Genomic DNA, 13,970 nt, shown 5'->3' with positions numbered 1-13,970 from the left:
ATTTTTGGTCTAACTTTTGGGGGTCACTATATTTCATTACTTTAGTAGTATCCCTTTTTAGTTAAAACAAATTATAAATTCAATTATGGATCTTAACTCCAACGATTTTCCTTAGAAGGCAAGATCATTAAAATAAAGAACCAGATTGTACCGATTAGTGGGATGATTTCAATTAAAATCCACCAGCCACTTCGATCGGTGTCATGTAAACGTCTTACTTTAAGCGTCCACATACCCAGCCAAACGATGAATGCAATGATTTTAGAAGCTAGATTAATATTCAAATCACTTAGATTGTAGATGTCTTCAATAGGATGACCAGTAATAGATTGGATAATTGCGATGATGATTACACCTAAAATATAATTGATAATAACTGGCCACCAGTAGTCGGGACGATTGGCAGTACCTGAAAAATTGGTGATATTATGCCAGAATTTTTTATATGATTCAACCATCAATATGTCACCTCCAATGCAATAAACAGCTTTTAAAGACTTCAGTATTTAGTCATAATGTAGTTTTTATTACATTTTAGTATAGCAAAGGTAGTCAAAATGTCTAATAAAGTGAATGTTTAATAATATAATTGGCAAAGATAATGCTGAATTTAGAAATAATCCTACTTGGGATTTATTGTTTGATTAAGAAGGGTATATTAGGTTAATGCTATGGGAATAAGAAATTAGAAGCGAGGAAACCTCTAGAAATATGTTAGAATGTAGAATGAATGAAAATTGAGAAGCATTGTGCTTCTGCGAAGGACTGTCCGTCGTTTTTGACGGTCAGTTTTTTAATTACTAATTGGAAGATAATTAATTGTAGTGTTGGCCCTTACGGAACCCTGATATATTGATGTCGGTTCTATGGACTAATGTACATACATTATGTAAACTAGAAATTGGAGTGGAATTTAATGGAGAGTTGGCTATTTTTGATTGGAATCTTTATTGTGGCGTTATTAGGCAAAAATCAATCATTAATTATTGCTAGTATTGTAGTACTATTTTTAAAATTAATACCGTACTCAGATAAAATTTTTCCTTTATTAAATAAACAAGGAATAAACTGGGGGGTTACGATTATTTCAATTACCATTTTAGTTCCAATAGCAACTGGGAAGATTGGGTTTATGGATTTAGTTAATTCATTTAAATCACCGGTGGGCTGGATAGCAGTAGCTTGTGGTATCTTGGTCTCACTATTGTCGTATCAGGGAGTAGGCTTCTTATCAGCTAGTCCAGAAGTGACAGTTGCTTTAGTAATGGGAACTATCATTGGGGTAGTGTTTATGAATGGCATTGCAGCTGGACCAATCATTGCGTCAGGAATTGCGTATTTGATTATTCAACTTTTACAAATTCAAATTAAATAAAAATGGGTGAAATAAATATGGATACACTATTAGGAAAAGTCGAAAAAGGTAAAGTTATTGATGAAAATGATGATTATTATTTTGTTCAATTGTCAGATGGAAATGCCTATCGACTTGATAAAAAAGAAATTAAAAAACCACTGAAGAAGGGTAGTTTCTTTACTGGATTTACTTATGAAAATGCAGATCATGACCGCCAAATAACACGTGAGACGCCACGAGCAACTGCTGGCAAATATGGTTGGGGAACGGTTGTTAAAACGCGTAAAGATTTAGGAGTCTTCGTTGACATTGGTTTACCTAACAAAGATATTGTTATTTCGTTAGATGAATTACCAACAGAAACAAGTATTTGGCCTCATACTAATGATCGTATTTTAGTTTGTCTGTCTGTAGACAAAAAGGAAAGAATGTGGGCACATCCAGCTGACTATGATGTTTTTAAGGCAATTTCTGCTCGAGCAGATAAAACAATGATTAATAAAAATGTTAATGCAACGGCTTTCCGGTTAAAGATGGCTGGTTCTTTGGTATTGACTGATAACTTTTTGTTAGGATTTATCCATGCTTCCGAACGAGATCGAGAACCACGTTTGGGCGAACAATTAAATGCACGGGTAATCGGGGTTCATCCAGATGGAACGTTAAATTTATCATTAAAACCTAGGAATTATGAGGCTCTAGGTGATGATGCAGCAATGGTTTTAGCCATGCTACAACATACCCAAGACCAAACGCTACCATTTAATGATCATAGCAAACCAGATGCGATTAAAGAACGTTTTGGTATTAGTAAAGGACGTTTCAAAATGGCATTGGGACATTTGCTTAAGGCTGGTGTAATCCAACAAACTGAAGATGGGATTGTTTTAAAGGAGAAATAGTCATGAATGATTTAATCAATGACTATTTACATTCTCTTAAAGTAGAGCGAGGCTTATCTGATAATACAATTATTAGTTACCGCCAAGAATTACGTCACTTGAATGACTATTTGACTAAAGAAAAAATTACAGATATAAAAAAAATTGATCGGTATACAATCTTAGATTATTTAGATGAGCTCAAGAAAACTGGTAGGGCAAGAAGTTCTTCAATTCATACCATTTCAAGTTTAAGAAAGTTTTTTAAGTACTTATTGATTGTGGATAAGATTGATGTTGATCCCATGGTTAATATTGATCCACCTAAAAGAGCTCACCATTTGCCTTCAGTACTAACGACAGCGGAAGTAGAAAAGCTGTTGCAGGTTCCAAATACAAATGAACCACTTGGAATGCGGGATCGAACTATTCTAGAAGTTATGTATGCAACAGGATTACGAGTTAGCGAGTTAATTACATTGAATTTAAACGAACTCCATCTGGAGATGGGACTAATTGAAACGATTGGGAAAGGGAATAAAAAACGAATCATTCCAATCGGTGACGTGGCGATTAAATGGCTTAATCGATATATTAATGGACCGCGTAGAATTTTATTGGGTGATAAAAAGTACAATGAAATCTTCTTAAACCAACATGGACATCCATTAACAAGACAAGGGATTTGGAAGAATCTTAAAGCTCAGGTTAAAAAAGCTGGAATTGAAAAAAATATTACTCCCCATACCCTTCGTCATTCTTTTGCGACCCATTTGTTAGAGAATGGAGCAGATCTCAGGATTGTCCAGGAGCTATTAGGTCATGCTGATATTTCAACGACTCAAATTTACACGCATATTACGCAGCAAAGGTTGGTTGATGTATATGACAAATATCATCCACGAGCCTAAAGATAAAGGAGCAACATGTTAGTAAAATATTCGGATTCAAAAAGACAAATTGCGATGGGATTATTGTCGACTGTTCAAGCATTTAATTCAATTGATGTAGTACAGTTGGTCTTAGAGCGGTTTACTAAAGGAAATCGACAGATTTATTTAGAGCGAAAAGATGGAACTTATATTGGAATCGTAATGATTATCTTAGAAGAAGAGTGTCTTGTAGTTGATCGCATGGCTTTTATTGCAAACGAGGAAACAGTATTCAACGAAAATGAAATTTTAAGATCATTAACTTCTATCTATCCAGGCCGGCGTTTAATGGGGTCGTTAAAAACTAGCGCAATGATTGAAAGATTCGAAATGGGGCAGGTAAATGAAAGCTGAAAATTATACCCTACCAAACGTTAAGCTAGCTGAATTTGAGGGACCGCTAGATTTATTATTACATTTGATACGAAAATCACAGATGAGTATTTATGATATAAAAATATCAGAAATTACTGCCCAATATTTACAATACTTACATTCACAAGAATCATTAGTGTTAAATATTGCTGGAGAGTATCTAGTGATGGCTGCAAAATTAACTGAAATCAAAGGAAAATTACTACTACCACATGATGAAGAAGTGATTGAGGAAGAAGATCCACGTAATGACTTAGTTGATCAACTTTTAGTTTATCAAATGTTTAAGGAAGCTTCGGAAGGCCTAAAATCACTTGAAAAAGAACGACAGACCTCGTTTACACGCCCAGAAATGGAAATTCCTCCTAATGAAGCTAATCGCTTAGCTCCGGACGTTAAAATAAGTGACTTACAATTCGCACTTCAGAAGGTTTTAGCGCGCCAAGCGCTCCTAGAACCCACTTATAGAACCGTTAAAGCAGAAGAAGTCACTCTTGAAGAACGAATGTCAGAAATCAAAAAACGTATTTTTGATTTAAAGCAATGCTGTTTTGAAGATTTATTTATTGGACATTTTAGCCGAGAAACATTAGTAACAACCTTTATGGCAATTTTAGAACTAGCTAAAAATCATCAAATCTTACTTGAACAGCCAGCAAGAAAACAATCAATTTTAATTAAGTTAGGTGAAGTTTAATGAATAATGAGCAGAAAGTAGAAGCCCTACTTTTTGTAGCAGGGGCTGAAGGAATTTCAGTTGAAGAACTATCTAATTTCACGGGTTATGCTAAGCCTGCTATACTAACGATGCTAGATAATCTTGAAAAAAATTACGAAGTTAATTCTAAAACTGCTTTGAAGCTAATCCAAACTGGTGGTACTTACAAACTAGTTACTAAACCTGAGTTAGCATCGATTTTAGAAAGATATTTTGATCGAAATAGTCGCTCGGGACTATCGCCTGCAGCATTAGAAATATTGTCAATTGTGGCTTATCGTCAACCCATAACACGGATTGAAATTGACCAAATTCGCGGTGTTCAAAGTGGCACGACTTTACAGAACTTAGTACTTAGAAACCTAGTGAAAGTGGTTGGTAGACTTGAAGAGCCTGGAAGACCCAAAACGTATGGTACAACAGATGAGTTTTTAGATTATTTTGGTTTAGAGGATATTAAAGATTTACCTAAACTTGAAAAAGTTGGAGAAGATTCAGAATTAGACGATAGCGATTTATTTTTACAAGAGTTTGAATCAAAAATGAATTTAAATAATAAGGAGAAATAAATGGAAGAAGAAAGATTACAAAAAGTAATGGCTGAAGCAGGAGTTGCTTCAAGACGAAAGTCAGAAAAATTAATTACTGAAGGCCATGTACGTGTTAATGGTAAGGTGATTAAACAGCTAGGTACAAAAGTAACTGCCCACGATAAGATTGAAGTTGATGGTGTTCCTCTTCAACGAGAAAAGATGGTTTATTTCCTATTAAATAAACCTCGAGGGGTTATTACATCCGTTAGTGATGATAAAAAGCGTAAAACGGTCATGGACTTTTTTCCTGACGTAGTTGAACGTATTTATCCAGTGGGTCGTCTAGACTATGATACTTCAGGTGCCGTTTTAATGACCAATGATGGAACTTTAGCAAATGGTTTAACTCACCCCAAATTTAAGTTTGAAAAAACATATACCGCAAAAGTTAAAGGAATTGTTAATAGTTTAGATTTAAAGAAGCTAGAAAATGGATTGGTAATTGATCATAAAAAAACAGCTAAAGCTAAAGCACACTTAATTAGCACGGATGATGAAAAGAAAACTTCGATTGTGAGCCTCACTATCCACGAAGGGCGTAATCATCAAGTTAAAAATATGTTTATGGCAGTTGGTCACCCAGTCCAAAAATTACGCCGTGATAGTTACTCATTTTTAAATATTGATGGAGTGCAATCTGGAAAATGGCGTGCTTTGAAGGTTAATGAAATTAGTCGTCTAAAACGTCAAATTGAAAAATGATTCCAGAAGATGTTTTAGCTTTTTTTGATCTTAAGCAGGGGCGCCGTCCGAAGGCAATTTTGAATGTATTGGTTGGTAAAATGACGGTTTCGGCCTTATTTTGGGGCTTAGAATACGATATTTTGGAGTACCTAAATTTCTGGAAAACAATTGATACAACCTCTTTTCTAGAAAATGTTGACCGAGCTGTTGAAGGTGGTTTTTTAGCCAAAAAGGATGAGTTGATTTATTTGACGGAGGCAGGACAACAAAAGCAATTCAGTTGTACGACTCCTACGCCTTTTATTAAAAAAGTTCGGCTCGATGAGGCAATTAATTTGTTGCTATTAGCTAACCAGGTAATTTCCGAATTTAGTTTTAAAAACAATCGTTATATCCCAGTTAGTGATAATCTTCGAATTAATGTGATCTTAAAGAATTGGTTTAAGCGACTTAAGTCAAAAAACCATCATACGACAGACCTTGTTCAAAAATATACGCAGGGTTTAGATGAGCTTTTAAGTCAATTACAACAGCACGATGCAGACATCTTGCTTAGTTATCTTCCCAATCATATTGATCCGGGGTGGACTATTGATCAACTAGCTCAGGCATTTGGAATCAGCAAATTTCAAATGGAACTTAAAGTTAGGTTGATTTTTAGCAAGATTATTAGTGATGCTGTTTTAACAAAAACAGCACCGTTTGTTGATTTATTAAATTCAACCATTAAAGAAAATGTTATGCCAGATAGCACTTATCAAACGTGGCAATTAATTCGACAAGGTAAAACGGTGGACGAAGTTGCACGTTTGAAACATGTTAAAACTAATACCGTGAAGGAACACATCTTGATGGCAGCAATTTTGGATTCTAATTTTCCATTTGATAAGTTTGTTAGATTTAATTTTGAGATTGGGAAGCATCCTACAGAAGTTGACTTTAGAAGTATCCAAAGCCAAATTGCAGATATTACATTTTTTGATTTTAGGCTAATCCAAATCAGAAAAATTAAGGAACAACAGAATAATAATGGTAACAGATAAAAAAATTTATCAAGTCTTACATGAGAAATTTAATTTTACTGAGTTTAAAACGGGTCAGTTAGAAATTTTACATAAACTTTTTGACCATCACCATACATTGGCGATTTTACCAACAGGAGCTGGAAAAACCTTAATTTATCAAATGTATGGTTTTTTAAATGAGGGCTCCGTTATTGTGGTTTCGCCTTTATTATCCTTGATCAAGGACCAAATCAACCGGTTAAGATTAAGTGGGGAACGTCGTATAGCAGAAATAACTTCTCAAATAGATTTTATGGAGCAAAAGCAAATCCTTAACAATTTAGAAAGATATAAATTTATTTTTATATCACCTGAGGGATTGCAGCGACCTGATGTTCAAGCAGCTATGCAACGAATAGAGATCGACTTATTTGTAGTTGATGAAGCTCATTGTATCGTTCAATGGGGGAAGTCGTTTCGTCCAGACTACTTAAAAATTGGTCGGATACGAACGCAATTAAACAACCCCCTAACATTGATGTTAACGGCCACAGCTGGAAAAACAACCCGTGAAGAAATCGTTAGGTATCTTAATTTGAAAAAAGGTGAGGTTGAAGAATATATTAGTTCTGTCGATCGCTCCAATATCTATCTTGATTTTTTAGAAGTCGAAAGTAGAAGTGACAAAGGTGAAAAACTTTTAGATTTACTTGATGAGTTACCAGGGGCAGGAATAATCTACTTTTCAAGTCGCAAAGTTGCTAGCCAAGTTAGCGAAATGATTAATAATAATCTTACTCTTACTTCGGCTCCATATCATGCAGGGATGACAGACTATGACCGTTTTCAAGTTCAAAAACAGTTTCAACAAGATCAAGTCAATGTGATTTGTGCTACCAGTGCGTTTGGAATGGGTATTGATAAAGCTAATATCAGGTATGTAATTCACTATCATTTGCCCGGAGACATTGAAAGTTATGTCCAAGAGATCGGCCGTGCTGGTCGCGATGGACAACAGAGTGTTGCTATTATGTTGTATGCGGCTGGCGACGAGGTAATTCCTTCAATTTTAAATGATATTGAAATTCCTTCTGAAGCAATCCTTACTGAAAATCTTGAACGCAGTGGTATAGATGAAGAGCAGAAAGAATTAATTAAATATTATCAAGAAAATGGGTTAACTCCTCAAGAATTAACAGAGCTATTTAAAAGACAACAATTGCAAAATGAACAGCAAATCTTAAGAATGTTAAAACTCATTCAAACGGAGGATTGTCACCGTCAATATTTGCTACAATATTTTGATGAGGGCTTCAAAAAACACCATGATTTATGTTGTGGTTCAATCAATACTTTCGAAAAATTAAAGTTAGAAGCTAATTTAACAATTAAAAAAATGCAAGTTGAACCTTGGAAATCGAGATTAAATAAAATTTTTGCAGGAATATAGCGTAATTTTCGTGGTCATTCAAATTGAATTATTGTAAAATACAATTTATTGGTATGTAGTAGGAGGATAAACATGAACGAGAAAAATGATGAGAACTTAAAGGATGAGCAAACACCGGAGAATTCAGATCAAAAACCAAGTAGTGAAGAACCAAGCGCTGATCAACAGGCAGGCGCCGAGGAGTCTGCCACTACTGGAGGACGGGGAGAATTCCATAAAAATAAAAAGAAATCTAAGAATTTTGCTGGATCATTAATTTGGGTGATTGTTATTTTAGCTATCGCGTCGCTAGCTTATTACATGACACAAAAACAAGATTTTCAACAGAAGACGGCGAATACAACAACTACACAGGTAGCTAAATCTAGTAGTGATAAAAAGAAATCAAGTAAATCAAAGGCTTCTAAAGAAGAGGATGACAAATCTTCGTCTATCGCTAAAGCTGAATCAGAGTCCAAGGCTAAAGTTAAGTCTGAATCAGAATCTAAAGCTGCAGCAGCTAGTGAAGATGCAAATTCGACTAGTGAAGCCTCTTCTGAGGTAACCAGTGAGAGTTCAAGCGTAGAACAAAGTGATGCCACAAGTAGCTCTAGTACCGATGGCAACGCATCTTATGCAACTGTTCAATCTGGGCAAGGTATGTATCGGGTTGCTGTTAACAATGGTATCTCGGTTCAAAAATTAATGGAATTAAATGGTTTAACAAGTAGTTCAGATATTGAACCAGGACAACAACTTAGAGTAAGGTAGGTTATTAGTGTATTCATGAATAATAAATATCAAATTGCAATTGATGGTCCGGCATCAGCTGGAAAAAGTACAGTTGCAAAAATTGTTGCAAAGGATTTGCAATATGTTTATTGTGATACGGGAGCAATGTATCGAGTGGTAACCCTTAAGGCCATTCAAAATGGTATTGACCTTAACGATGAAACAAAAATTAGTGAAATGCTTAATGATACGGATATTCGCTTCGAACCAGGTGAGCCAGTTCAAAAGGTCTTTCTGGATGGGAATGAAGTTACGGAAGATATTCGCCAAGCCAACGTTACGAACTCTGTGTCAACCATCGCTGCTCAAAAAGCAGTTCGAGAAGTTTTAACTAACTGGCAGCGTGATCTTGCTAAGAATGGTGGCATTGTAATGGATGGGCGCGATATTGGTTCAGCTGTTTTACCAAATGCAGAAGTTAAAATCTTCTTAATTGCCAGTGTCCAAGAACGTGCCGAACGTCGTTATAAAGAAAACATAGCTAAGGGTATGGAAACTGATTTAGAGCAACTTAAAAAAGAAATTGAAATTAGAGACCATAAAGACTCAACTAGAAAGATTTCACCATTGACAAAAGCCAGTGATGCAATCGAGGTTGATACAACTTCAATGTCAATTCAAGACGTTGTAAATGAAATATTACGTATTGTAGAAAATGCATCCAAGAGAAAGTAGCAACAATTACTAGCAATTGGAGCAGTTTTTCGATATTATATATGTATAAGTGCTGTAAAAGGGGGATTTATTCGGATGGCCGAAAATGATGTTAATCAAAACAGTGATTTACTCAACGCAATTAATAGCGTTGAAGAAGTAAAAGTTGGTGATGTAGTTACCGGTGAAGTATTGGATATTGATGACGATCGTCAAGTGATCGTAGGTATTCAAGGTGCTGGTGTAGAGGGTGTTGTTCCTTTACGTGAGCTATCAACTCAACATATCGATAATATTAGTGATGAAGTAAAAATTGGTGATGAACTAGAACTTGTTGTTATCTCAAGGATCGGTGATGACAAGGAAGGTGGAAGTTACCTTCTTTCACGTAAACGTTTGTTAGCTCGTAAAGTATGGAAAGAAATTGAAGAAAAAGCTGCTAATAATGAAGAACTTGATGTCCCTGTAACACAAGTTGTTAAAGGTGGTTTGGTTGTAGATGCTGGTGTACGTGGATTTATTCCAGCTTCAATGATCGAAAATCGTTTTGTTGATGATTTGAATGCTTACAAGGGTCAAACTCTTAAAGTTAAGATTATTGAAGTTAAGCCAGAAGACAACCGTTTAATCCTTTCACACAAAGCTGTATTAAACGCTGAACGTGAAGCTAAACGCGGTGAAGTACTTGCCTCAATTAAAGAAGGCGATGTTGTAACTGGTAAAGTAGCTCGTTTAACAAACTTTGGTGCATTTGTTGACCTTGGTGGAATTGATGGACTTGTTCATATTTCTGAAATTTCATACCAACGTGTTGACAAACCTTCTGACGTGCTTAAAGCCGGTGAAGAAGTGCAAGTTAAAGTTCTTTCTGTTGATGCAGAAAAAGAACGTGTTTCACTTTCAATCAAACAAACACAACCAGGACCTTGGGACAATATCGAAGAAAATGCTCCAGAAGGTGCTGTATTAGACGGTAAAGTAAAACGTCTAACAGATTTCGGAGCATTCGTTGAAGTATTCCCTGGCGTAGAAGGTTTAGTTCATATTTCACAAATCTCTCACAAGCACATTGCAACTCCTGCTGACGTTCTTAAAGAAGGACAAGACATTAAGGTTAAAGTTCTTGAAGTACATCCAGCAGAACACCGTCTTGCTTTGTCAATTAAAGCTTTAGAAGAAGCTCCAAAGAACGAAAAGAAAACGGAAGCTCCTGCAGCAGACTTTAGTAAAGATATGCCTGAAGAAGCAACTGGATTCACTCTTGGAGACATTATTGGTAAGAGCTTAGACGATTCAGAAAAATAAATTATAAGTGTTAGGATTAATAATTTAACATTTTTCCCATGCTAGATTATACCTATCGACTCAGTTAGAGAGGCCTTGGCGGAGAATGATAGTCTGTCCAAGACCTTTTTAATTTGTAAGGAAAGGGGGCTAATTCAATATGAGTAACCCAACCGTAGCAATAGTTGGCCGACCAAATGTCGGTAAATCAACTATTTTTAATAGAATTGCTGGAGAACGTATTTCAATTGTTGAAGATACTCCAGGTGTAACACGAGATCGTATTTATACTCATAGTGAATGGTTAGGACATAAATTTAATTTGATCGATACTGGTGGTATCCAGATTGGTGATGAACCATTCCTAGAAGAAATTAAGGATCAAGCTGAATTAGCTATTGATGAAGCAGATGTTATTGTATTTCTTGTGAGTGTACGTGAGGGAGTTAGTGATGCTGATGAAGCTGTTGCTAAAATTCTCTATAAAGCTGATAAACCCGTCATTTTGGCCGTCAATAAAGTAGATAATCCCGAATTAAGACAAGATATTTATGACTTTTACAGCTTAGGTTTCGGAGAACCGTTTCCACTTTCAGGAAGTCACGGATTAGGGCTTGGAGATTTACTTGATGAAGTAATTTCTAAATTCCCAGAAGATAAAAATGAAGAAGAGGACGACGCCATTCGCTTTAGTTTGATTGGTCGCCCTAATGTTGGTAAATCATCATTAGTTAACGCCATTTTAGGTGAGCAACGGGTGATTGTCTCGGATATTGCTGGGACAACACGTGATGCAATTGATACGCGTTTCACTAATAATGAAGACGAATATGTGATGGTAGATACCGCTGGGATGCGTAAAAAAGGTAAGGTATATGAAAATACCGAACGCTACAGTGTGATGCGTGCTATGAAAGCCATCGACAATAGTAATGTTGTTTTAGTCGTGCTGAACGCTGAAGAAGGCATCAGAGAGCAAGATAAGCGTATTGCTGGATATGCGCATGAAGCTGGCCGCGGTATCATAATCGTGGTTAATAAATGGGATACCCTTAAGAAAGATAACCATAGCTTATCTAACTTTGAACAGGCTATCCGTTCAGAATTTGCTTACTTAAGTTACGCTCCAATCATTTTTGTATCAGCAGTTACTAAACAACGGCTCTCACAGCTTCCAGAATTAATTAAGCGAGTAGATACCAACCATCGTCGTCGTATCCAGTCTTCTTCCTTGAATGACGTGTTAATGGATGCAATTGCCGTTAATCCAACTCCAAGTGATAATGGAAAACGTTTGAGGGTTTATTACGGCACGCAGGTTAGCACTGAACCACCTACCTTTGTTGTTTTTGTAAATGATCCTGATTTGATGCATTTCTCATACGAACGCTTCTTAGAGAATAAAATCCGTGAAGCGTTTGACTTTGAGGGAACACCCGTTTATTTGATAGAACGTAGACGTAAATAGCTAAGATTGTATTATAAGAACGCTCTAAAATATGAAAAAGCTTGTCACGTCGGTGTTTGTATGATATATTTCAAGTTGAAATAATATCAGAGTATTGTTTCAACATTTTTGATCCTTTCAGAAATGACAAAACATTTCGTTTTGATAAATAATTTTCAGGAGGTGAAATACATGGCAAACAAAGCAGAATTAGTTGATAACGTTGCTAAAGTAACAGGTTTAACTAAAAAGGATGCAACCGCAGCAGTAGACGCTGTATTTAGCTCAATTCAAGATGACTTGAAGAAGGGTGAAAAAGTTCAATTAATCGGTTTTGGTACTTTCGAAGTACGTAATCGTGCAGCTCGTAAGGGCCGTAACCCACAAACTGGTAAAGAAATCGAAATCGCAGCAAGTAAAGTTCCTGCATTCAAGCCTGGTAAGGCTTTGAAGGACGCTGTTAAATAAGCGGTTTTCTGAACTTTAGTCAGCATAGCTCTGTTATGCTGGCTTTTTGTTTGCCTGTAAAAATTTATGGATAATAATGAGTCATATTCACAAAAAACATTAGCAGCACTTGAGTCGGGGCAGATTGAAGAATCGAACCGTCTATACAGCTGGGCTCTTCGAAAAGATGACAATGAAACGCTATATAATTTAGCTGGAGAATTATTTGCATTAGGATTTGATGGAAAAGCACTTCGTATATACGAAAAATTGATCGAAGAATATCCTAATGATGATGAACTGTTAGTCTTGGCGGCTGAAATTTTAATTGATCAAGGTAAAAATGATGCAGCTCTAGAAAATTTAGATCAAATTTCGCCTGACTCTGAGTTTTATGTATCATCATTAATGGTTCAAGCAGATTTATATCAAACCGAAGAGCTGTATGAGGTTTCCGAGAGAAAGTTAGTTGAAGCAATTAAACTAGCCCCAGAGGAGCCTGCTATCCAATTAGCCTTAGGTGAGCTGTATTATACAACGCAAGACTACTCAAAGGCTGTAAACTACTATCTGGGGTTAATTAAAAGTGGGATCAGTGAAATGTCCCAAATTAATATTGTTGAACGGTTAGCGGTCTCTTATGCCGCTTATGGAAAGTTTGAAAAAGCGATTGCCTACTTTGAACAAATTCATGAAGAAGATTTGACACCAGATATTTTGATGCAAGAAGGAATTACTTATCTTCAGTTAGATGAAAATGAGAGAGCACAAGCAACTCTTGAAAAAGTAATTGAATTGGATCCTTCTTATAGCAGTGCTTACCCATATTTAATTAATTCTTATCAAAAAGATGAGCAATGGGACAAAGGATTGATTGCTGCCCAAGAGGGCTTGGCGGTCGATCAATACAACCCTGAGTTGTATCTTCAAGCAGCAGAAATGGCTGAGCATGCTTTAGATAATGAATTGGTGGAAAAATACCTGCGGAAGGCAATTGAATTAGCACCTGAAAATACAGAAGGTATGATTCGCATTACCGATTTTTATAATCGAATTGGAAAATATGATGAAACTTTACGTTTCGCTAGTGACGATATAACTGATGCTCAATTAAATTGGAATTTAGCTTTAGCATATTGGAAGACAGATGATTTTAAAAAGGCTGCTAGTCACTTTGATGCAGCATTGAGTGATTTAAAAGATACAACTGCCTTTTTATTGGATCTTTACCATTTTCTTAGGGAGAGTGGACAGTTGGAACACGCTGTCGATATCGCACGTAAATACGTAAAATTAGCACCAACCGATGTCGATATGCAGGATGAATTAGAACAGCTGGAGGAACAAGGTTATTAATAATTTAAATGATAAAT

Annotated in this window: 16 protein-coding genes; 15 read left to right on the top strand and 1 reads right to left on the bottom strand. The window is 35.9% G+C overall.

From position 1 onward, the window contains the following. Positions 1-92: 92 nt before the first annotated feature. Entirely contained in the window at positions 93-458 is a 366-nt protein-coding gene (locus IV86_RS03390) for a DUF805 domain-containing protein (protein ID WP_002833218.1), read from the bottom strand. Positions 459-916: 458 nt separating this feature from the next. Here IV86_RS03390 and IV86_RS03385 point away from each other — a divergent pair, with 458 nt between their 5' ends. The 15 genes from IV86_RS03385 to IV86_RS03315 all read left to right on the top strand — a co-directional run bounded on the left by IV86_RS03385 (position 917) and on the right by IV86_RS03315 (position 13,953). Continuing rightward, complete coding sequence (locus IV86_RS03385; protein WP_011673484.1) at positions 917-1,375, top strand: DUF441 domain-containing protein; 459 nt, start codon at positions 917-919, stop codon at positions 1,373-1,375. A 17-nt stretch (positions 1,376-1,392) separates the two neighbouring features. Next, on the top strand, positions 1,393-2,259 hold the full coding sequence (locus IV86_RS03380) for a CvfB family protein (RefSeq protein WP_002833216.1): 867 nt from the start codon (positions 1,393-1,395) through the stop codon (positions 2,257-2,259). A gap of 2 nt (positions 2,260-2,261) precedes the next feature. Then, entirely contained in the window at positions 2,262-3,149 is an 888-nt protein-coding gene (xerD, locus tag IV86_RS03375; protein WP_002833215.1) for a site-specific tyrosine recombinase XerD, read from the top strand. Positions 3,150-3,164: 15 nt separating this feature from the next. Beyond that, positions 3,165-3,524: a hypothetical protein gene (locus IV86_RS03370; protein WP_056979359.1), complete on the top strand. Its 360-nt coding sequence runs from the start codon at positions 3,165-3,167 to the stop codon at positions 3,522-3,524. After that, positions 3,514-4,242 carry a segregation and condensation protein A gene (locus tag IV86_RS03365; protein WP_056979358.1) on the top strand — a complete coding sequence of 243 codons (729 nt, stop codon included), beginning with the start codon at positions 3,514-3,516 and terminating at the stop codon, positions 4,240-4,242. The genes IV86_RS03370 and IV86_RS03365 overlap by 11 nt, the downstream gene beginning before the upstream one ends. Continuing rightward, on the top strand, positions 4,242-4,832 hold the full coding sequence (gene scpB / locus IV86_RS03360) for an SMC-Scp complex subunit ScpB (protein ID WP_002833212.1): 591 nt from the start codon (positions 4,242-4,244) through the stop codon (positions 4,830-4,832). Before IV86_RS03365 ends, scpB begins: the two co-directional genes overlap by 1 nt. Further along, positions 4,833-5,558, top strand: a complete 726-nt coding sequence (locus IV86_RS03355) for a pseudouridine synthase (RefSeq protein WP_002833211.1) — start codon at positions 4,833-4,835, stop codon at positions 5,556-5,558. It abuts the gene before it with no gap. Further along, entirely contained in the window at positions 5,555-6,583 is a 1,029-nt protein-coding gene (locus IV86_RS03350; RefSeq protein WP_029258032.1) for a helix-turn-helix domain-containing protein, read from the top strand. The genes IV86_RS03355 and IV86_RS03350 overlap by 4 nt, the downstream gene beginning before the upstream one ends. Then, on the top strand, positions 6,570-7,994 hold the full coding sequence (locus IV86_RS03345) for a RecQ family ATP-dependent DNA helicase (protein WP_002833209.1): 1,425 nt from the start codon (positions 6,570-6,572) through the stop codon (positions 7,992-7,994). The genes IV86_RS03350 and IV86_RS03345 overlap by 14 nt, the downstream gene beginning before the upstream one ends. Positions 7,995-8,066: 72 nt before the next feature. Continuing rightward, positions 8,067-8,744, top strand: coding sequence for a LysM peptidoglycan-binding domain-containing protein (locus IV86_RS03340; protein WP_002833208.1), 678 nt, complete (start codon positions 8,067-8,069; stop codon positions 8,742-8,744). Positions 8,745-8,759: 15 nt separating this feature from the next. Next, the gene (cmk, locus tag IV86_RS03335; protein ID WP_002833207.1) at positions 8,760-9,440 is read left to right on the top strand and encodes a (d)CMP kinase; all 681 of its coding nucleotides are present in this window, start codon (positions 8,760-8,762) and stop codon (positions 9,438-9,440) included. Positions 9,441-9,515: 75 nt separating this feature from the next. Then, positions 9,516-10,724, top strand: coding sequence for a 30S ribosomal protein S1 (rpsA, locus tag IV86_RS03330; protein ID WP_002833206.1), 1,209 nt, complete (start codon positions 9,516-9,518; stop codon positions 10,722-10,724). Between the two features lie 139 nt (positions 10,725-10,863). Further along, on the top strand, positions 10,864-12,171 hold the full coding sequence (der, locus tag IV86_RS03325; RefSeq protein WP_056979357.1) for a ribosome biogenesis GTPase Der: 1,308 nt from the start codon (positions 10,864-10,866) through the stop codon (positions 12,169-12,171). Between the two features lie 171 nt (positions 12,172-12,342). After that, positions 12,343-12,618 carry an HU family DNA-binding protein gene (locus IV86_RS03320; RefSeq protein WP_002833204.1) on the top strand — a complete coding sequence of 92 codons (276 nt, stop codon included), beginning with the start codon at positions 12,343-12,345 and terminating at the stop codon, positions 12,616-12,618. A 66-nt stretch (positions 12,619-12,684) separates the two neighbouring features. After that, on the top strand, positions 12,685-13,953 hold the full coding sequence (locus IV86_RS03315; protein ID WP_002833203.1) for a tetratricopeptide repeat protein: 1,269 nt from the start codon (positions 12,685-12,687) through the stop codon (positions 13,951-13,953). Positions 13,954-13,970: the final 17 nt, after the last annotated feature.

The organism is Pediococcus pentosaceus, from assembly GCF_001437285.1.
Taxonomy (GTDB): domain Bacteria; phylum Bacillota; class Bacilli; order Lactobacillales; family Lactobacillaceae; genus Pediococcus; species Pediococcus pentosaceus.
The sequence above is the reverse complement of the archived record's forward strand: the minus strand, read 5'-3'. Positions and strand labels throughout refer to the sequence as shown.